The organism is Colwellia piezophila ATCC BAA-637, from assembly GCF_000378625.1.
Classification (GTDB): domain Bacteria; phylum Pseudomonadota; class Gammaproteobacteria; order Enterobacterales; family Alteromonadaceae; genus Colwellia; species Colwellia piezophila.
Genome location: NZ_KB905173.1, coordinates 1 through 19,554 on the forward strand (window position 1 = coordinate 1; position 19,554 = coordinate 19,554).

General features: G+C 36.4%; 20 protein-coding genes. 13 read left to right on the forward strand and 7 right to left on the reverse strand.

The genetic code is table 11. From position 1 onward, the window contains the following. Positions 1-293 precede the first annotated feature (293 nt). The 5 genes from F580_RS0119695 to F580_RS25710 all read right to left on the reverse strand — a co-directional run bounded on the left by F580_RS0119695 (position 294) and on the right by F580_RS25710 (position 5,238). The gene (locus F580_RS0119695; RefSeq protein ID WP_019029474.1) at positions 294-1,163 is read right to left on the reverse strand and encodes a hypothetical protein; all 870 of its coding nucleotides are present in this window, start codon (positions 1,161-1,163) and stop codon (positions 294-296) included. A 2-nt stretch (positions 1,164-1,165) separates the two neighbouring features. Further along, complete coding sequence (locus tag F580_RS0119700) at positions 1,166-1,777, reverse strand: hypothetical protein (RefSeq protein WP_019029475.1); 612 nt, start codon at positions 1,775-1,777, stop codon at positions 1,166-1,168. Between the two features lie 12 nt (positions 1,778-1,789). Beyond that, positions 1,790-2,659, reverse strand: a complete 870-nt coding sequence (locus F580_RS0119705) for a TIGR04255 family protein (protein ID WP_019029476.1) — start codon at positions 2,657-2,659, stop codon at positions 1,790-1,792. Between the two features lie 429 nt (positions 2,660-3,088). Beyond that, positions 3,089-4,228 carry a hypothetical protein gene (locus F580_RS0119710; RefSeq protein WP_019029477.1) on the reverse strand — a complete coding sequence of 380 codons (1,140 nt, stop codon included), beginning with the start codon at positions 4,226-4,228 and terminating at the stop codon, positions 3,089-3,091. A 170-nt stretch (positions 4,229-4,398) separates the two neighbouring features. Then, entirely contained in the window at positions 4,399-5,238 is an 840-nt protein-coding gene (locus tag F580_RS25710; protein ID WP_019029478.1) for a restriction endonuclease, read from the reverse strand. A 409-nt stretch (positions 5,239-5,647) separates the two neighbouring features. On the opposite strand from F580_RS25710, the gene F580_RS0119720 reads away from it, so the two are divergent. The 3 genes from F580_RS0119720 (at position 5,648) to F580_RS27165 (ending at position 7,587) form a co-directional block, all read left to right on the forward strand. Further along, positions 5,648-6,034, forward strand: coding sequence for a hypothetical protein (locus F580_RS0119720; RefSeq protein WP_019029479.1), 387 nt, complete (start codon positions 5,648-5,650; stop codon positions 6,032-6,034). Between the two features lie 512 nt (positions 6,035-6,546). After that, positions 6,547-6,753 (forward strand): hypothetical protein, encoded by a 207-nt coding sequence (locus tag F580_RS0119730; RefSeq protein WP_019029480.1) that lies wholly within the window; start codon positions 6,547-6,549, stop codon positions 6,751-6,753. Between the two features lie 708 nt (positions 6,754-7,461). Further along, positions 7,462-7,587, forward strand: coding sequence for a hypothetical protein (locus F580_RS27165; RefSeq protein ID WP_281167232.1), 126 nt, complete (start codon positions 7,462-7,464; stop codon positions 7,585-7,587). A 273-nt stretch (positions 7,588-7,860) separates the two neighbouring features. Here F580_RS27165 and F580_RS0119740 read toward each other — a convergent pair whose 3' ends face one another. Continuing rightward, positions 7,861-8,244, reverse strand: a complete 384-nt coding sequence (locus tag F580_RS0119740; RefSeq protein WP_019029482.1) for a hypothetical protein — start codon at positions 8,242-8,244, stop codon at positions 7,861-7,863. Between the two features lie 210 nt (positions 8,245-8,454). Here F580_RS0119740 and F580_RS0119745 point away from each other — a divergent pair, with 210 nt between their 5' ends. The 10 genes from F580_RS0119745 (at position 8,455) to F580_RS0119790 (ending at position 18,269) form a co-directional block, all read left to right on the forward strand. Next, the gene (locus F580_RS0119745) at positions 8,455-8,592 is read left to right on the forward strand and encodes a hypothetical protein (RefSeq protein ID WP_157443189.1); all 138 of its coding nucleotides are present in this window, start codon (positions 8,455-8,457) and stop codon (positions 8,590-8,592) included. A 98-nt stretch (positions 8,593-8,690) separates the two neighbouring features. Next, positions 8,691-8,843 (forward strand): hypothetical protein, encoded by a 153-nt coding sequence (locus F580_RS26485; RefSeq protein ID WP_019029484.1) that lies wholly within the window; start codon positions 8,691-8,693, stop codon positions 8,841-8,843. Positions 8,844-9,299: 456 nt separating this feature from the next. After that, on the forward strand, positions 9,300-10,517 hold the full coding sequence (locus F580_RS0119755) for a serine hydrolase domain-containing protein (protein WP_019029485.1): 1,218 nt from the start codon (positions 9,300-9,302) through the stop codon (positions 10,515-10,517). A 298-nt stretch (positions 10,518-10,815) separates the two neighbouring features. Further along, positions 10,816-11,172, forward strand: coding sequence for a nucleoside triphosphate pyrophosphohydrolase family protein (locus F580_RS0119760; protein ID WP_019029486.1), 357 nt, complete (start codon positions 10,816-10,818; stop codon positions 11,170-11,172). A 641-nt stretch (positions 11,173-11,813) separates the two neighbouring features. Continuing rightward, the gene (locus tag F580_RS0119765; RefSeq protein WP_019029487.1) at positions 11,814-12,671 is read left to right on the forward strand and encodes a TolB-like translocation protein; all 858 of its coding nucleotides are present in this window, start codon (positions 11,814-11,816) and stop codon (positions 12,669-12,671) included. 340 nt (positions 12,672-13,011) lie between these two features. Beyond that, positions 13,012-13,560: an RNA polymerase sigma factor gene (locus F580_RS0119770; protein WP_019029488.1), complete on the forward strand. Its 549-nt coding sequence runs from the start codon at positions 13,012-13,014 to the stop codon at positions 13,558-13,560. Next, the gene (locus F580_RS0119775; protein WP_019029489.1) at positions 13,560-14,411 is read left to right on the forward strand and encodes a HEAT repeat domain-containing protein; all 852 of its coding nucleotides are present in this window, start codon (positions 13,560-13,562) and stop codon (positions 14,409-14,411) included. The genes F580_RS0119770 and F580_RS0119775 overlap by 1 nt, the downstream gene beginning before the upstream one ends. A 32-nt stretch (positions 14,412-14,443) precedes the next feature. Beyond that, positions 14,444-15,307, forward strand: a complete 864-nt coding sequence (locus F580_RS0119780) for a DUF4097 family beta strand repeat-containing protein (protein ID WP_019029490.1) — start codon at positions 14,444-14,446, stop codon at positions 15,305-15,307. 373 nt (positions 15,308-15,680) lie between these two features. Further along, complete coding sequence (locus F580_RS0119785; protein WP_211215639.1) at positions 15,681-17,150, forward strand: serine hydrolase domain-containing protein; 1,470 nt, start codon at positions 15,681-15,683, stop codon at positions 17,148-17,150. A gap of 195 nt (positions 17,151-17,345) precedes the next feature. Beyond that, complete coding sequence (locus tag F580_RS0119790) at positions 17,346-18,269, forward strand: hypothetical protein (RefSeq protein WP_019029492.1); 924 nt, start codon at positions 17,346-17,348, stop codon at positions 18,267-18,269. Between the two features lie 260 nt (positions 18,270-18,529). Here the strand turns inward: F580_RS0119790 and F580_RS0119795 are convergent, their stop codons facing one another. Then, entirely contained in the window at positions 18,530-19,504 is a 975-nt protein-coding gene (locus F580_RS0119795) for a transposase (protein ID WP_019029493.1), read from the reverse strand. Positions 19,505-19,554 lie beyond the last annotated feature (50 nt).

Genomic DNA, 19,554 nt, shown 5'->3' on the forward strand with positions numbered 1-19,554 from the left:
GACGGACATAACGGTTGATCGTTCCTGATTGATTTGTTCTTGGATCGATAGGCTTTCTACGTTTATCCCGTCGACACTGAATGACAACAGTATGCTCATTATCAAGTGTTATTGATTCAATACACTGTCCTGGAAGTTGAAAAAGTGTTGAAGAGATAGTTGGCATGACTTGATCATTATTCAATTGGGTGAAAAAATAATATTAAATCAATATGATAGATTAGCCAGAAGATACAATTATTTGCATCAAAGCGGAGAAGAGCCGATTTTGTATGGACAGAATATGCACTTTATTATAACTGGGGGCCTGTATCATCATCATTTTTTGCAAGGGATACATAGTCTAAATTAATGGACACAAACCTCGTTAAATAAGATACAAAAGTTGCAGAATCTCTGCCTGCATATATAGAATCATCACTTTCTCTATATCCCGCTCGTTCAACAAGCTCTAAAGTAATATTTTCAATAGAATCTTGAATTTCAGACAAAGTATCATCTGGCGTATCTTCTGTAGTCAATGCGAAGAACTCAAAATTATACTGTTCAACTTCTTCTAAAGTATCCAACCATATGTACAAACTTCGTATATAGCTTCCATTTATCTCTTTACGCGAAATTGATTCTAACTCAGATAAAAGATCATTTAAAATAGGAATTAGGGCATTATTGAATGCATCAGGTAAAGCGGTGCGTAAGTATCTATTGGCGCGCCATAGAGGAATTGACTTTCTATAAACGTCTGGCAATAGAAAAACTTCAGGATTTGTATTTAGTAATTCGTATAAGCTGGATTTTGAAATAGTAATGATATATTCAACTTTGGCTTCAAACCACTCTCCTTCAAGTTGAATTTGTAATTTACGAACGCTTTTTACAAATTGGTTACCAGCAAAAACTTGCTTGTTTTTTATAGGTTTAAATATAGCTAATTCAACTGTAGTGTCTAGATCATCATTACTACAAGCTATATCACAATCTTGTGAAGTTACAACCAACAAAGAAGACTCGACAATCTTTGTCTTTTTGTTAACGTCCCTAAAATTAGCTTGAGTCCGAGAATCAATCCAAGTATTTCTTATATCTTCAGGGATCAAGGATGCTTTTATATAGCTTCCTTGTCGTATACCCAACTCTCGAAAAAGTTTCTGACCTGCTGACATATTTATGTATGTCTTGTTAGTTCAGCTAAAGTGACATCACTATCCATAGCATTTGAACTTAAATTGTTTTCTGCCATTCGTTTTGAAAGTTGATAAGCGAAAGATGATATTTGATCAATATTTAAGTCACTCTTTGAAAGCAAGTTAAGCAGTGACTCACCTTGAATAGTAAAGTTCTTTGCCATTGCTCCTGGGCTTTTTTCAAATATGGTCGATAGCTTCTGAAATATCTCATTTAGGAACTGTGTACGCTCTAATGTATCAGCATTTACAGCATGATTAATTGATGACTGCTTCATATAATTATGGACTGTCTGTCGAGTAACGCCAAATATCTGGGCAACATCTTTATTTGGCAATCCTAAAGCTACTTTAACCACTTTTATTACGTCAGAAACACCTATTACTTCTTGAGCTTTTTTATCCGCAGGTTGTTTTGTAAAAGCATTAGTTGATCGCCAAATCGCTCCATGTAAGTTATTAACTTCCAATGTGACTTCATCAGAATCAAATACAGGGAATTCGTCTGTGGCTATACACGTATTAAAAGCCATAGCTCCAGCTACAATAATAGCAGCATGGATTTTAGGGGTAGTAGTAGTAGTCCAATACATTAGTAATTTCCTTTACGCATTTTTAATTTTCCAAGCCTGTTTAGCGGTGTCGGTAATAGTGCCCCAAAAGACTTGATTGGCATACATATATAGGTTTTCAATAGTCGCATTTAAAAAACTGATATCAAATACAGGACTGCCTACAAATGAGTATTGATGATCAATATCTAAAATGCCATAAGTGGGGCAATCTAATTCTAGCCACCATTGATGTCCTTGAATTCTTAGTCCTCCTCGAGGATCAGCTTCTATTAGATTATCCGGTAACACTTTATGAACTCGCCCTTGTTCACTAGGTATTTCTTCAAAATTCACACTCATAACCTGACTTTCATTTAACTGTGCTTGTGTAAAGGTTTTTCCATAACGCTTTACAGGTGTATCAAGCATAGATAATGACATTGGAAGCACTTCGCTTGAAACATAGTCAGACAATGATGAACCCCGTTTCGGCGCAATTAAATCAACATAACGTAATCCAACACTTTTTAATAGAACTTTATCAAAATTTGGAACAACATCGATACATGCTTGCAAAGCACTAACAAATTTCTTATGAAATTTTTCAAAACACTGATAATCAGTCGTTTTAATAATTAAAGCATGATCAGAAACTTGAACTACATCCATTTCACCAGAAGCACGAAACAAAGTACGATGAACATTAGTGATTTTCTGCTTAGGGGGCTGATTATGACCACTAAAAACAAACTCTACTACTTCTTGTTGGCTATCAATTCGCTCAGGAAAACCCTCTTCAATCATACGTTGGTGTAGAGAGTTGGATATTTCTTGAGTCATTGCCGATAGAGCAGGGTTCTTTGAAAATTCTAGGTGAATCACAGCATGAACTAGCGGAGCCTCTTCTAAAAACTTCTTCATTACTTATATTCCTAAATATAAATTAGTTGTCACTTTTAGTAACGTTTTACACTTTTTTTGTCATTTTACACTTTTTTTGACATTCATAAAGAAGTTTAGTTCAACATCAGTTTTATTACATTATTTATTGAGTACCTCGATACATAATAAACACTATGTTTAGAGGCTAGATAAAATAAGATATGTGAACGTGGTATCTCAGTGATGTGCGATACATTAGCCAAATGTATGGTAAAAAATTTAACCATAATGTCTCCAAAGCGCACCAACTTGTCGTTAGAATATTTTTGAAATGTTGAATTTCTAAAATAAAACTAAAAGTGTATGTACCGGACTGCTCAAAAGGCAAGCCACAAAGAAGACATTAGATAATGTGTCTTCAAATTCTATTCGGATTAGTTTTTATATCTCTAATACCATAGTCTTTTGTTATGTTTTTTTCACCGACTCTAAATAGACATGAATTGTTTTACCTACCTCAACTTGATAGCTAACTACAGTGTTCAACCAGGATAATGTCTTAACTTCAATATCTAATTGACCACTTGAGAAATAATCTCTTCCGAGAAACCTATGAGGCTGACCGCTTTCCAAGCAGTCTCTTGTATATTGGGCTGAGTAATATAGAGGTAAATCGTTTATCTCAATATGACCCAAACCTACATAAATTTTTTCAAGCTCTATAGCTGACGTAGAATGAATTAAGTCGTTTCTAAATTGAATCAACTCAGGTAGATCTTCAAAAGTAGACTGCAACTGAGTAATATCTGCAATAAATTTAGCAGATAAAAACTTAGGAGTGATTCTTTTTACTTCATGGTGCTGTTTATCTCTCGCCCCTTTGAAAGTTAAGTCTTCAAGTTTAATTGAATTAATATATTGAATTAACTTTGCTGATAAATCCAAAGAAGAGCACAGTGATATCACTAAAGCAGTTATTTCTGTTGCTACCTGATATGAATTTTTTCCACTGTGGACAATTTCAGAAACACCCAATTGAGACAATGCTGTATAGGACTCATTAATACAATCTCGTTGTGCAATTAATAGGTTCGAATATCCTGTCATAGCTCGATTCAATAATGACATTATGTCACTACAAATTCTTGAAACTTGGTTTGTTGTTAGATAAACAATTAATTCTTTTTCGCTGACAGGCGAATCATTTCTAGAACAGAATTCTTTGAACTGATTATGAATTAATTCAAGAGTTTGTTTAGATCCTTCACCGTAACCACAATCACTATAAGCTATAGGAAATATTCCCATTACTGATTGAAAGCGATCTTTTTCCGATTGCTCTAAAAGAGAATTTAAAAATGAGTAATGAATATGAGCTACGTAATAATACTCGAGGTTTTCCCAGTTAAAGTCAGAAAGATCAGGAAATTTATAGGTAACACCTAATGATACTAGCTTCTGGACATTAGCAATTTTTTTTAAATTTTCATCTAATTTATCTATACTTGAATTGAAAGGTATAGAACAAGTACCAAAAATATCTTCAATCACATATCTATCATTACTGATACTTTTAACGAACAATCCTTTTGATGTAAAATAATGCATTCTTTTTTCTTATTTTAATTACTTAGACCTAAAAATACTTAACACTTTGATGAGCCAAATTAGTTGATCACTACAATCACTTAAGCGGACAAAAATTGTTAGCTATAACTAGTGTGGCGGAGCGAAACCGCCAACTGTATTTAGCCCAGCATGAACGGCTTATGTCCAAACTATTCCTCTTGCATGAATGCTAATCTTTGTTCACTACTTAACGAATATCTATGGTTGTTAGATTCAGAAGAAATGAATTTCTCTATACTTTCCTGTCCTCTTAGCCAATTACATACTCGATGACGATCTATTTGATTTGGGAAAACTTCGATTAAATCCATGTCGTGACAAGGTACTGTAAATGTTTCAAAACGATTTTGAGTTAAATTTACAAAGAAATAGGTGCCTCGATAATAGTTTACATTTTTATGAAGTTGATTTTTGTAATCAGGAATCTTTCCTAGCATTAGCTCATAGTGCGTATCAATTTCATCATCAAAGCATAAGTCTAAGTTAAACAACTTTGATACTGCATGACCTAGAGTTAAGTTATCAGCAAAATACTTACTATAATAACGATAGTAAACATTGTAGTTTTTTTCGTCTTTTAGTGTCTCTTCGATATCATTCCAAAATTTAACTTCAACAATAAAATTCAGGTTATTAGACGTATTAATATCACGAACAATTTCCTGAACTTTTACATCACGATCGCAGGTTGTGTAAATAAATAGCGTAGTGATAGCGGGGTTAAACCCTTCGGCTTTACTAACTTCAGTTTGGATATCTGCTTTTGTTAGTTGTTTTCCTGTAGCTCTACACTTGCATTGAATGCCTATCCAATCACCAGATGCCTTTATCCTAGCAAACACATCAACACCTTGCTGAGTCTGCCCACGCCTTCCATTTAATTCGACAAGCTCATAGGTTACATCGTTTCTGTAAATATCACGGCACAAATACTCAAACTTTTCTCCATCAGTAATCTTAGGAATACTGATCGTCCTTAAATCATTCAATAACTACTCCTGTGCTATAAGTTTGCACTTGTACATAATGCTTATTATGGATATTTATCAGTATTATGACACGAATAATTCATTAGAAAATATATAGCAAAAAAATTATTGTTAAAGTAATGCGCACCAAGTTGTCATAAAACCTACGGCGATTTGTACCCCAAGCCGAAATAGGCTTAATCGTCACAAGCGGCGACAATCAGACAGCTTTTGTTGTTCAAATCCTACCTCCAATGCCTAAACTAAACCGCTCCGTAGTATTTGTGTACTTGCCTAGCATAGTGGATGTAAATGGATGGACAGTAGAGATATTTTGCCATGAGCAACTCCAGAATCAATGGGTTGTCATATATGATAACAAGCCCCAACGTGTTATCATATTTGATAACACGACATTCAAGGAGTTATTATGGATAGCAGTGAAATTGAAAATATTAAAATTAAATCAAAGAATATGTATAAAGAAGTCTGTGACCCTACTTCTTTAATTTATATGAATCTCGAAGAAAGCACTTTAAAAGCTATTATTAATAAGTTTTTAGATAGTAAAACGAGTAAAACAGATTTAAATGTTTTAATTAATCTAATGGATTTTTGGGACAAAGAAACAAGTTTTATTTATGTTGAATCTTTTGATTTATTTCGATTAAAAACAGGTGTTCTATTAACTAACGGGAACCTATCAAGAGCAATTAAAAGCTTAGAAGAAAAAGGGTTTATTATTAAGGCCGACACTCATAATAAATTACAGTATTTATTTAATATCCCACTTCAATTATTAAAAGAAAACCTTTGATGATTGAGTGGAACGTCACAAATAATAAACTGAGGCTAAGGGCGTGAAGCGAGTTAGCGCGGGGATAGCTATGTCAGCTTTATGATTAGGAAGTTGACCTTCGTATTCAGACTAAAAGGACTATAATGCGCACAAAGTTAGCATTAATAATTTGATGATGAATGACCGCTGTGATGGCTTAGTTGCTTGTCAGGATAAAGGCTGAACTATGTCTTTTGAACGTTCTAAACAGCCCAGAAAGCAATTGGTTGTGGCGATAACAGGTCGAATTCGACCTGTTTGAAAAAACGAATTCGGGAGGATTAAACTTTGAGGTCACATTTTATTATTTCAAACTTGAGATATCAACTTCCGCTCCTAGTAAGTCAGAAAAATGTCTATACACTAGTTGTCGTAATTTGTGCAAGAGTCTGTTGCAAAATTAAGTCGGCCACAGGAGGTTATTGCACACAGCAGTCGATAATAATTTATAATATAAATGAAGTTTTATTAATGCTAGGCACGATATCGTTATGAAAATACTGCACGTTCAATCAGATGAAGAATTACAGCTTGCGCTCTCGCGAATCAACGAAATTTGGGAGGTAGCTGTAGAAGGCACTCCAGAATTTTCCGAGCTTGATCATTTAGCAACTTTAGTTAATGATTATGAAGATAAATTAATTATCGAAGAGCGGAAAAACCAACCAGAAATCAAGGTCAGTATTAACGATTTATAACAGCACAAAGTCATGCTAAGACAATTACGTGAACGACCGCTGTGGTGGCTTAGTTGTCTGTCAGAATGAAGGTAGATCTACGTCTTCTATATTGGTGTTAACGTCGTATCAGAGGAGACCGTTTTAGTGCTGATTTAGGGTGTTAGAAAAGGTCTCGAATGTGGCTTGAGTTGACTCACAGATTCCACTAGACAGTTTGTAGTTCAGAAATAGCTTTTTCAAAAATCACTCGTGACTCATATTATGTACATGAAAAAGATTCACACATTGTTGCATAAAACAGCCTTTCCTTACTTACAAAACAAGCTTTCGAAAGACTATTAATACTTTACCCCTCAAGAAAAGGTGCCTTTAGCAAGGGATGTGCCGCAAGCTCATAACAATATTTATTTTGCATTTTAAGATATTAAAGGATAGTTTAGATTATTCACGACCCACTAGGGGGACTAAATAGGGGAACTAGATAGTCATCGTGTTTTTAACGTTTTGTATTTAAAGGGTTTCGGCTACAGCTTTGTCACAATCTAGCATAGGCGCAACGCTTAGCCTATGATCTATTGTAGAGCTTGGTGTATATGGGCTTGAGTCAGTAATTATGGTCATCTGGTAATACTCTAAGTCGCCTTGAATCGCCTTACTTTCGTTGGAATTCCGTTTAAGGTGTTCCAAATGCATCCCATTTTTAGTAGGACGATTAAGGATAATACAATGGCATCAGTAACAATTGATAAACGCCAAAAGGCTAACGGAGACTTTAGCTACCGTTACCCACTTCGCGTAAAAAAGAATGGTGTAATTATACATAGAGAATCTAAAACATTCAGTAAAAAATAATTTGCTAAGACTTGGGGGAAGATACGTAAAGAGGCTGTACCCGTACTCATTGAAATGAAGTTAATAGGCAAAAGCTAAAAACGAACAGCTAGACCTACAGAAGATGAACTGGAAAAATTAACAACCGCATTAACTGAAAGCCAGAACAAGCAAGGAAGTAATATTCCTTTTGTTGATATTCTTAACTTTTCAATACTTACCTGCATGATAAATTTGCGAGTAATGACTCATTAGGAAAGGTAAAATAGCGAGGTATCATAAACAGCTAAAGAGTTACTCTGCATTATGAGCACAGGCCTCTTTTTTTACTTGTTTCGCCTTAGCACTATTGTCTCCCATAGCAGCAAATATGGCATCATTACACAACTTGTCAGCTCTAGAGCTGGTCGGTTTCTTAACCTTTTTAAATTGAATCTTTGATGTTGTAGGGGAGGAGGGCTGAATTGGTATCTGAACAGTCACCGTCTCTCCTCCATCTTTTAATATTGGCCTTCGGGAATCTGAAAATTCACCTGGGGATCCCTCTATTATAAACTGTCTTTCATGCTCAGGAAGTGAATTAAAAGACTCCATATCATACCCCCTCAAAATCATAGGTATAAGCCAACATAAAAAAGTAGCAACAACGATAATTGATATCCATTTTATAGCATTCATAAATCAATCCTTTTTGAATACATTTATTCTATATAAAAGAGCAATTACCTACAAGGTTACATGTTTTGGTGGAATCTACCCCGTAGTTCATAACGAGGGGGTTCCGCTCTCCACTCTTCCTCGTTGCTCAGGCTTCGCTACCAAAACCAATAATAAATGAACAAACAAAAACAACCAAAAATTAAAAAAAGGTTCCAAAGAGCTTCAAGCATGAATACTACACCTGAGCTAGACCGCACTGAGATTGAAAAAGAATTTCAAGAGCTAATGAATGAGACTAGAACAATAGTCGCGAAAGCAAAAGCAGCTAACGAAGCTGATGCAATAAAAAGGATGTCGTTAAAGTAGAAAGAGTAGGTCTGTACTTAACTTTCACTGAAAAGAGAGAGACTCTCTACCGCCAATTGTCAGCACTTTAACTAAAGGCCGAATGAAAGGAATTAACCATGTTAATCAAAATCAATGAAAGTGACCCTGAGTTTGTCGAGTTCGTTGACGAACTCAAGCAATACTACAGCGAAGCAACGGCATCAACAAAGAAACCGATCGTTAATCACGTCTCGGGTGTTAATGATTTAAGGAAAAAAAAAAGAAGCTAGAGCGGCTAGAGGACATACTTGCTGAAAGGAAAAACATTAAGCAACAGCAAAAAGGATTACAACAAAACCGACCAAATTTAGACTCGTATTTATCACAATAAATAGTCTGCTTCGCAACCATAGCTGTCGTTCAATGTTCAACTTGTAACGATCACTTTGTTGCACAGAAGACATTAGCCTCATCGTTTTTGTCAGATATTTTATAATGAATCACTTTTATCATATTACTGATACGTACCCATAATAAGCGTTATATGCATCTAATAAGTTGATTATCGCCGTCAGAAAAAAATCATCTAGAAGTCATAAGGACGTCAGGTATTTTAAATCCGGTTAGCTTAAATTGACTCTTGTTCAATTACATTTAAGCGAAGTTAAATAATTCGTTGATTTTAAAATTAAAAATAAAGATAAATAGCGCAATTTATTGTTTTATACCTAGAGGATAGGATACCTATGAGCATCAATTTAAGTTTCAAAAACTTACTCTCTGTCGTTTTTTTAAGCGGATTTTGCGGTTTTGCAGTTGCCGCCGCTGGAAAAATAGTCGGAGGAAATAATGACCTCGCACCAGAGGCCACAGCCGCCGAAGCCAAGATCTCAGTGCGGGATCTTCCTTATCTGGAAAAAGCCTTTATCGATACAACGCCAGCGGACAGAAAAGACACTGTTCCTGTGGGTGAATTGGGTGTAGACGGTGGCAATAGAAACATGATTGTCAAGCTAGCCGAGGAGATAGCCGAAAGTAAGCACGCTCCCTACGACAGCCTGCTTATCACCTACAAGGGCAAGTTATTGTTTGAATCTTATTACCGACGCGGCCGCGTCAACCTACCACACGGCCAAGCATCAGCCGTTAAAGCCTACACCAGCTTGATACTGGGTCGCGCTATTCAGTTGGGCTATCTGACAATGGCCGATCTGGACAAGCCTTTAGTCAGCTTTCTTAAGGATTTAGATCCAACAAAGTTTGTTGAGGGCGCAGAAAAAATCACCCTCCATAAGGCTTTGACCATGCGCGGGGGGCTTCGCATCAGTGAAGCACAGAGCAAAGAATTACATAAGCCTTCTAGCAAGCTAAAAGGCCAAGGGTTCGTCCAATCCCTTCTTGAGCATAGTAAACCTATTACCTCAGACTCTCAGATCTATAAATATGGCAACTACAACCCTGGCTTGGTAATGCAAGTTATTGACGCCGTTGTACCTGGTTCCGCTCAGGAATTCATCAAGAACGAATTTCTCGACAAAATGGGTATTGTAAATTATCACTGGAAGGATCATGCCGTGACTGGTCAGCCTGAATCAGGTTGGCGCGTGAGTATGACATCGAGGGATATGGTTAAGTTGGGCAGGTTGGTCCTCAACAAAGGCAAATGGCAGGGCGAACAGCTTATTTCAGCAGATTATTTAGCTAAGGCCACAAGTAGCATTACTAAGCCTACTGGATATGATTGGATGCCCAAAGATTTTTTTTATGGCTACTTTTTTTATCAAACGGATATAACAGTCGGAGATAAAAGCTATAGTGCCAGTTGGGCTTGGGGTGGTGGCGGACAATTCATCATTACGGTTGAAGAGCTTGACTTAAGTATTGTGATTACTGGTCATGATAGGGATGAAGAAGTCTTTTTGGCCACGGTTTATAAAAGAATTCTACCGGCTTTTTCCCAATAAAGTAACAACACGATGTAAGCTAAGTACATCGTGTTGCAGAATGTTCGCCCAGCAAAAAAAAACTCTGGGTTGGACGCAGTTAAAGTCGCCAGAACGACGCCATATTTGTAGAGAATATGTCAGGTTCAACAAAAAAACATAACAATAAATTCTTGCGGAGCGCCTTACGCTTCGCTTCAGTCACCCGCAAATTTGGGCGTTAGGAATAACGGTGGTGTAACTTCTCCTTTGCGCACTAATGGCACATTGGCATTAATAAATATCAGAGCTTAAACAGACCTTGAGGGGATTTATAACAATGAAAGAATCAATAAATAAAACGGTTGAATGTTGTCATTCAGCGGCAACTAACGCGGGATGGTGGAATGGTGTAGATGTTATGGCTCCTAATGTTGTCCCTGCGAAACTGTGCTTAATTCATTCAGAGATTAGTGAAGCGATGGAGGGTGACAGAAAAAACTTAATGGATAACCATTTACCAAATAGAAAAATGATTGAAGTTGAGTTAGCTGATGCGGTAATTCGTATTTGTGATCTGGCGGGTGCACTTGGGTTAGATTTGGGCGGAGCAATGGTTGAAAAAATGGAATACAACGCCAATCGTCCCGACCATAAGTCTGAAAATAGAAATAAAACCAACGGTAAAAAATATTAAAGTTGTTGAATACTTAAAAAAATAGGTAATGACATTAACCAATGTATAAACGTTGAAGGAGGTGTAGGTCAGCGAGATATCACTATTCACGCACTAACTGAGCAATAGTAAAAGTTCGTGTTCTACCACAAAGCAATCTTAATTTTGATATGTATTTATCACAGCCCATAGTCCGCTTCGCCACCAAAGCCGCCACTCACGAAGTCGCATTGGCATGACCCCTTGTTCAATAAATGGTCGCTTTTCAATCCTACAAAGCTTTAAAAATCATCACCCAAACATTAAGAATACATCTAATACCTGACAGTCCGCTCCATAATCAACCGTAAATAATTTAAATATAAACAAGGCGTTAATGTGAAGTATACCAACCTTTAGAGCCATTTGAACAAATACGGCAGCACCAGAAAAAGTAAGCGTATTTAGGGAATAGTCAGGTACAAACAATTAAAATCAGAAAAAAATCAGCTTGCCGTCAGGACTTTGAGGAATAATTGCTTAATACTGAGCAACAATATTATTGATAAGCGCCACTAAATTGAACTATATTTCTTGCTCAAATGCTGATCTATTACTTTGATTTAGGCAACGCTTTAATTCGATTGTGTAACCTAAAAATCTTTAATGTAATAGGAAAAAATATGAAGTTAGTACTTAATATCACACTACTTTTTACAGCGTTACTTGTTAGCGATAAAAGCTTTTCAAAGGACGAGCTTAGTCCGCTGGAAGGTCCTTACATGGGACAAAACCCTCCAAATATTGTAGCGGTTCCGTTTGCTCCAGGAGTCATATCTAAAGAAGGCTGGGATGGTGAAGGGGTGTTTTCGCCTGAAATGAAAGAGTTTTATTATGCTACAGATGTCGGCAAAAATAATAGAAAAATTATTGGATATCGACAAGAAGATAACGTATGGACTAAGTATATTGAACTTACACGTACAGGTGAAATTGGATTCTCCTCTGACGGGCAGCGGATGTATATGGCTAAGAGTTACAAAGAACGAGTCGGTGATGGCTGGTCAGAAAGTAAAAGCCTCGGACCGATGTTTGACAGTAAAGACCTAGGGATTATGCGCTTATCCGCATCCAATAAAAGCACTTACGTCTTCGACGATTACCTAAGCGGTGCAATCAGGATATCACCCATAAAAGACGGCCAACGCCAAGCACCGAAAAAGATGGCGGAAGAAATAAATACAGGCAAATGGACTGCCCATCCTTTCATCGCTCCAGACGAAAGTTATCTAATTTGGGACAGCGAACGGGAAGAAGGGTATGGAGAAACTGACTTGTACATAAGCTTCAGACAAAAGGATGACTCTTGGGGCCCAGCCATTAATATGGGCGATGCAGTTAACACCGAAAATGATGAATCTTTTGCAAGTGTAACCCCTAATGGAAAATACATACTCTTTAATAGAAAGATAGATGACAAGAATACGGATGTATATTGGGTGGATGCAAAAATAATAGATCGACTTAGGCCAAAAAAATAAAGGCGACAAGAAGAACTAATCTGAACTAGTAAAAGTTTCTCAGCGGTAATATAGGCGCTGAGAAACGGTATTAAATTTTTCAGATTCAAATATGGGTATCGCGATGCTCGGTATTAAATTGAAAAAGTCCAGATAAGATCTTACATTCCTATTTAAAAAACGACACACTCCCTACGTTTTTTCCATCAAGATCACCATCAAATAATCAATAAAACACTTTAATTCAAAATAAATAAATTATTGATCAACCTTTTGCTATAAATCACGTATAGATAACTATCAACACAATAATTAGCAGTGAAACTCAACGTTAAAGCTGAATTATAGGATTAACAACTCAATGTTCGATGAAAAAGAACTTATGTTTCAAGTAAAGGCTGGGCAGTTAGATAAACTTGCCACTCTTTTTGAAAATAATAAGTTACAACTTTTTAATTACTTTTTACGTAGAGGTAATAACCGTGCGTTAAGTGAAGACTTAGTGCAAGAAACTTTTATGAGAATACTTGCCTATCGCACCAACTTTACCGGTAGCAGTACCTTTAAGTCGTGGATGTATGGTATTGCCAGAAACACGGTTGCTGAACATTACCGTAAGAATAAGAACCAAGCACTGAACTGTGATATGGAGGATGAAGAACTAACTAATGGACAAACCTTAGGTGAAGAATTTGAAGTTGAGCAGCAAAATGCAATTTTTAATAAATCCTTAGCCAGTATTTCACCCGAAGACAGAGAAATCATACTGCTCAGTCGATTTCAGCAATTGAATTATAAAGAAATATCGACCTTATTAGATTGTAATTTAAATACCTTAAAGTCTCGTATGCGAAATGCGATAGGTAAATTACAGATGAGTTATCAACAATTAGTGGGAGAGAATAGCTAATGAAAAATCAAAAAATTATCGACTGGAAAATTGCTTCATTAGCCAATAATGACAACAGTGAGCTAAGCGAAGAAATGCAAAGCTATCTTAAGGGAAATAAGCAACTGCAAGAAGAATTGTTGTTTATTGAACAGTTCTGGACAAATGATGTAAAGCCGCTGGTTATGCCGTCAGATAAGTTAGACGCTAACTTTTATCAAATGTTATCTAGAGCGCAGAGTGTGCAACAGTATAGCACTCAACAAGAAACAGCCCAGCCACTCAATGACTATCGCTCTTCTTCAAAAGAGCCGTCGCACTCTTTGATGGATAAAGTTAAAAGCTGGTTTATGCCCACAGCTATTGCCCAGTTTGCCACGTTAGCTTTGGTTTTCGTGCTTGGGTTCAATTTAAACCAAACACCGAATAATGACAGAAATAGTGAAAGCTACAGTGGGTTACAGCAAGACATATCATCGTTAACGACAGTACTTGCTATGTCTATGTTGCAAAAAGACTCTGCCAGTGCACGTCTTTCCGGTGTTGCTTATAGTCGACAAACAGATTTATCAAATCCGTTACTCGTTGAACAACTTATTAAGTTATTAGCGCGAGATAAATCAACTTCGGTACGACTGGCAATAATCAATAGTTTAGGCGAGTTAGCGTCTTTTGGTTCATCAGAACAGCAACTTTTTACTTTGGCTATAAAAGAAGAAAACCTACTAGTACAAATAGAATTATGCCGTTTGTTGCTTAACTATGGCTCAGTAGAGATTAAAAATTTATTAACCGAACAAGGTAATCAACAACATTTAAAACCAGAAGTACAAGAATTTATTAAAGCGCAATCAATCGCTTCATATATTTAGTTTATCTTTAGTTTCATATTTAGGAGTAACCCATGAAAAAATTATCAACAACCTTATCTTTCGTCTTAGTCGCTATGCTTGCGGGCAGCATTCAATTAGCGAGCGCAGCTGAAAAAAACTATAGCTTAGCTTTATCTAAGCCTGGAGAGCCGGTTTCAATTGATATTGAAGTCTATCGAGGAAGTATTACTCTTGTTGGTTATAAAGGAGATACCATTGAAATAAGTGCAAAAACATCAGTTTTTTCAGGTAAAGATAACGATAAAGGCCTTAAAAAAGTGAAGGGTCAAATAAATAATAATAACCCAGCAAGATCTAGCAAAGGTTTGAAGAGTGTTAAAATCCAGTCGATGCGATTAGAAATTGAAGAAAAAAATAATAAGGTGGAAATTAGCAGTGAACTGCTAAATCAACATGTTGATTTAGTGATTAAAGTGCCGCAACGTGCATCGATAGTAGTGGAGTTATATAAAGGTGGCGATATCAATGTTGATGGCATAAGTGGCGGATTAGAGCTTGAGGCGTATCAAGGTATGATCATAGCAAAAAACATTTCAGGCCCAATTGTTGCTGAAACGGTGCGAACTGATATTGTGGTGAGTTTTTCTAATTTTTCCAAGACCAGCCCTTCGTCATTAACAAGCCATATGGGTAATATTGATATAACTTTAGCAAAAAAAGTTGTAGCTAACGTAAATGTACAAACCTACCAAGGTGAAATATTTTCAGGTCTAGATAAAGACTTTGTTGTGATTGATGAAATCAAGAAAAACAAAAAAGGTCAAAAACAAACGATTATACTTGGTGGCATAATGCAGGCGAAAGTTAATGGTGGCGGACAAACGTTATCATTAACTAGTTATAGCGGTAACTTGTATATTCGAAAAGGGCAATAGAAGTGTTAACGATATAAGACATTTCCTCATTAAAAGAAGCTTTATAGCTTCTTTTTTTTCGCTTGGCGCTCAACCAAGTGCGGCGTTCTATGCCTAAGCTATAAAACCGTTGAAATACTGCTCATCTTTTTTTAATTTTATTTCGTCGCAAGCTCCATCAAATAATCAATAAAATATTTTAAATATATATATAAATATTTATCAACCTTCGGCGAAAAACTACGTATTAGTAACTATCAAAAGAAAAAACTTTTCACTCAGAGTAAGTCGCCTCTTAAGAATATAACTGGAGCGCTACTTGAATAAAGTGGCTATTCATACACCTTTACTCATAACCAGAGAACTACAAACTGCTATGAAAATTTACAATATAATGCTTTTAACATTTTTATGTCTACATAGTGCTGTCGCTAACAGCCAAGAAAATAAAGGAAAATATGAGGATGTATCCACACTCATTAATGTGTGGCTAGAGGCACAAAAAGACTATCAAGACATCCCGTTTATGTCGGGTGTCGTGGTAAAGGACCAGCAAATTTTGTGGAGTGGCGCCTTTGGTAATGCTAATCGCGAAGGTGCGGTGCCAAGTAATGTCAATACGATGAGCAGTATCTGCTCTATTTCAAAAATATTCACGGCAACGGCTGTTATGAAACTAGTCGACCAAGGTAAACTCAGCTTAGATGATAAGGTGAAAGATATTTTACCTAAATATTCTGTAATTCAGAAATTTACAGAAGGTGGCTCAGTCACTGTTCGTTCGTTACTTAATCATACTTCTGGACTGCCACGCGATACTAATCATGGCTACTATAGTGCACCTGAACATCCATTCCCAACGGAAGACGAAATGTTTGAGAGTTTATCAATTCAAGCAACAGAGAGTCCCGTTGGTACGGATATATCCTACAGTAATATTGGCTACGCTTTGTTAGGCTTAATTATCGAAGAAGTAACGGGTGTAACCTATAAAAACTACATTGAAGCCAGCATTTTTCAACCGCTCAATATGTCTAATTCAGTGGTAGAAATGCAATCATCTCTCTATGGAAATAAACATGCGAGAGCTTACACCGCGATCAATAGAAACGGAAAGCGTAAGGTTGCTAATTTTTATCAGACCAAAGCTATGCAGTCAGCCATGGGCATATCCACTACCGCTCTGGATATGGCTAAATTTGCCAAGTGGCAGTTTCGATTAGCTGATGCATCCCAAGCCGAGATATTGCAACCATCTACCCTTAAAAGTATGCATCACACTCAAGCGACTAGTCAAAGTGATAACGAGTATGACCGCGGCTTTGGCTACGAAGTGACTACCGATGATAAAGGTATTAAGTGGGCAATGCATGGTGGTACATGCCCAGGCTACGTAAGCTTTTATAAAATGGACGTGACCAACAAGGTGGCCTATACCATTCTTGTCAATGCAAACAAGGTATATACACCGTCGTATGTGAAAGGCCTAATTTATATTTTAAATCTCGCTGAATCAATCGAGACTGAAGTAAAAGAAGAAGAGAAAGAAGCCCTTGAACTTGCTCAATATACCGGGTTTTATAACTTGAACCCTTGGAATAGTGAATATTATGTTGGCAGTTGGGGGCGTGGTTTGATGTTATTGTACTTACCGGCACAGTCGCTTAAGTATGCGCTGCAATACTATCAACATGTAGAAGGTGATACTTTCCAATTAGTAGAAAATGGTAAGTTGAGTAATGATAAAATTTATTTTTCCCGCGATGAACAAAACAGAGTGATAAAAATTAAAAATGAAGGCAATACTCATACCCGAATAACGTATCCCGAAAAACAAATAACATCACGTGTGATGTTATTGTAGGAAGCCCTAGATTAATTAACGATGCTTTATTATTTGGCAGCTTTATAGCTGCCTTTTTCTATTTTGTATTTCACACATAATTCACTTTCCTCAAAATAAACTCATTATTTAGACAACCTTTTCAGTTTTATTACGTCGTTATAATTAACAGTTTTAACAATATTTCCTCGAAATAAACAAACATAAGGTTTTAATATGAACATTCACTTTTGGACAAAAATAAAAGCGATAACACCTTCTTTAACACCAAGCGCTGTTATAGGAAGTATGTTATTTATCGGAAATATAGCGGGTGTAAATGCAAACGAATACGACCGTGATCAAATGATCAGTCATCATGGTGTGACAGCTGAATTTATTGAGTCCATAGCTAACCTTGGTTTTGGCCATATAAGCTACTCAGAACTCATTGCATTTAAGGAGTATGATATCAACGCTTCTTATATTGAGGAAATTCAAAAAATTGGCTTAATAAATATGAATGCTGGAGAATTAATTGGATTTTCCGCTCATGATATTGATGCCAAATATGTTGCTGAAATCAGACAGCTAGGATTCTCAAACATAAATGCTGGTGAAGTAATCGCTTTTAAAGCCCAGGAAGTTGACCCGAAATACATTCACGAAATCCAAGCGTTAGGATTCGATTCAATTTCATTAGGAGAGATAATAGCTTTCGATGAACATAATATTGATACGATTAAAGTTAATGAGGTTCATCAACTAGGATTCACCGACATAGATTCAGGTGAAATGCTCGCGTTTAGCATGCTCGATATTAACCAAAAATTTGTTGATAAAATGGCAAGCTTAGGTTTAACAGAAATTAACAAAAATGAAATATTGCGGCTTAAGCAATACAATGTAGATCAGGCCGAAATCAATAAGATTAAACACTATGGTTTATATAACCAACAAGCTAACACTGTTATCGTTTTAGCTATTCTAAAGTTAGATGATAGCTTAATCAGAGAAGTTAAAGCGTTGGATATCGATAACTATTCAATGGGTGATTTTTTAGAGGCAAGAACGGGGAAAAAGCATAGCTCATATCATGATGTTGCAATGTATGATGAATTAGCCAAAGTTATTTCAACAATTCACTATCTAGAAATATAATCTGGCTATCGTTTAGGGACATAATGTAAGGGTGTTCTTGTATTGGAATACCCTTGTTATTTTCATTTAAAAATAATCACCATAGATCATCACAAGCCATTTAGTTTTCATCATTAAAATTACCTGTTATTGAGGGTTTTCACGTTAAAAAAAATAAATTGTTGGCTGTAGAGGATAAATTAGCTACTGGGTAAATTTCAGTCATGCTTAATACTCAAAAATCAGCTTAATTCATTATGATTTTTTGTGATGAAGTAACGCTAAGCGAATAGTTTTTGGCAAACAGAGACTGCCGCACGTTTTTTAAGGTGTTGATGCTGACAAAACTCAGTTAACGCTTCGGGATTACCCACCGCGCCATGAAATAATGTTCTAAATTGCGTGGTTAATACTAACCAGTTTTCAGTACTGATGTTTAATCGCAATAGTATGTGGGGTAGATTATTGTCAATGTAGCCGCATTTGTCTTCTCTAATGCAACGACCTGTTAAATCAACTAATTCAATATACTCTTTTAGCTCAAACGCTAAGCCTTTAGGCGCGTTTTGTCTTGGATTACCAATAAAAGGGAAAAGCACTTTCGGTTGTTTTTCTTTTTTGGCTGAATGAATACGTTGTTGAATACTGGTGTGGTTAGATGTTTCAGGGGTTGTAGCTATGTTGGCTCTTATTGGGTTTAAATCAACATACGCCATACAGGCGATAACAGCGGCTTCATCTAATAAGGCTTGGGATTTAAAACGACCTTCCCAGAATCTGCCGGTGCATTTATCTTCTTTGTTGGCTTGTACGGCAATGCTTTCATTTAGAATGCGCATAAACCAGCTGATATCAATTAACCTTGCTCGATACACCTCTGCGGTTTCTTCAACTATTTGTTGCAGAGGTTTAATCAGTTTTTCGCCGCGTAAGTATTGTTGCGTGATTAATGTGCCTTTAAATAATTGATGCCAACGGCTAACAACTTCATGCATTGACCATGCTTTGGCTTGCTCAACATCAACATGTAACACAATATGAGTATGATTGCTCATTACCGCGTAAGCACATACATCAATAGCAAAGGTTTGGCTTAACGCTAATAGTTTATCTTCAACCCAACCGCGCCTGTGCTCAAAGCTTTGCCCTGTGACTTTATCTTCGCCACATAAAAAAGCACGACGAACACAGCGGGAAATACAGTGATAATAACAGGTATCAATTAAACTGACTTGCTGTTTTCTTGCCGTTGCCATAGTGACCTCAACTGGTTTTATTGCTGATTAAACAAGCATAGTTGAGGTTT

Excerpts from the sequence above, each read along its gene's own strand:
- F580_RS0119695 (WP_019029474.1), bottom strand. The coding sequence starts at position 1,163 with ATGTCAGCAGGTCAGAAACTTTTTCGAGAGTTGGGTATACGACAAGGA.
- F580_RS0119740 (WP_019029482.1), bottom strand. The coding sequence starts at position 8,244 with ATGAATGCTATAAAATGGATATCAATTATCGTTGTTGCTACTTTTTTA.
- F580_RS0119770 (WP_019029488.1), top strand. The coding sequence starts at position 13,012 with ATGTTCGATGAAAAAGAACTTATGTTTCAAGTAAAGGCTGGGCAGTTA.
- F580_RS0119780 (WP_019029490.1), top strand. The coding sequence starts at position 14,444 with ATGAAAAAATTATCAACAACCTTATCTTTCGTCTTAGTCGCTATGCTT.
- F580_RS0119730 (WP_019029480.1), top strand. The coding sequence starts at position 6,547 with ATGAAAATACTGCACGTTCAATCAGATGAAGAATTACAGCTTGCGCTC.
- F580_RS0119790 (WP_019029492.1), top strand. The coding sequence starts at position 17,346 with ATGAACATTCACTTTTGGACAAAAATAAAAGCGATAACACCTTCTTTA.
- F580_RS0119745 (WP_157443189.1), top strand. The coding sequence starts at position 8,455 with ATGAATACTACACCTGAGCTAGACCGCACTGAGATTGAAAAAGAATTT.
- F580_RS0119700 (WP_019029475.1), bottom strand. The coding sequence starts at position 1,777 with ATGTATTGGACTACTACTACTACCCCTAAAATCCATGCTGCTATTATT.
- F580_RS0119775 (WP_019029489.1), top strand. The coding sequence starts at position 13,560 with ATGAAAAATCAAAAAATTATCGACTGGAAAATTGCTTCATTAGCCAAT.
- F580_RS0119785 (WP_211215639.1), top strand. The coding sequence starts at position 15,681 with ATGCTTTTAACATTTTTATGTCTACATAGTGCTGTCGCTAACAGCCAA.
- F580_RS0119760 (WP_019029486.1), top strand. The coding sequence starts at position 10,816 with ATGAAAGAATCAATAAATAAAACGGTTGAATGTTGTCATTCAGCGGCA.
- F580_RS27165 (WP_281167232.1), top strand. The coding sequence starts at position 7,462 with ATGGCATCAGTAACAATTGATAAACGCCAAAAGGCTAACGGAGACTTT.
- F580_RS0119720 (WP_019029479.1), top strand. The coding sequence starts at position 5,648 with ATGGATAGCAGTGAAATTGAAAATATTAAAATTAAATCAAAGAATATG.
- F580_RS0119755 (WP_019029485.1), top strand. The coding sequence starts at position 9,300 with ATGAGCATCAATTTAAGTTTCAAAAACTTACTCTCTGTCGTTTTTTTA.
- F580_RS0119795 (WP_019029493.1), bottom strand. The coding sequence starts at position 19,504 with ATGGCAACGGCAAGAAAACAGCAAGTCAGTTTAATTGATACCTGTTAT.
- F580_RS0119710 (WP_019029477.1), bottom strand. The coding sequence starts at position 4,228 with ATGCATTATTTTACATCAAAAGGATTGTTCGTTAAAAGTATCAGTAAT.
- F580_RS0119705 (WP_019029476.1), bottom strand. The coding sequence starts at position 2,659 with ATGAAGAAGTTTTTAGAAGAGGCTCCGCTAGTTCATGCTGTGATTCAC.
- F580_RS26485 (WP_019029484.1), top strand. The coding sequence starts at position 8,691 with ATGTTAATCAAAATCAATGAAAGTGACCCTGAGTTTGTCGAGTTCGTT.
- F580_RS0119765 (WP_019029487.1), top strand. The coding sequence starts at position 11,814 with ATGAAGTTAGTACTTAATATCACACTACTTTTTACAGCGTTACTTGTT.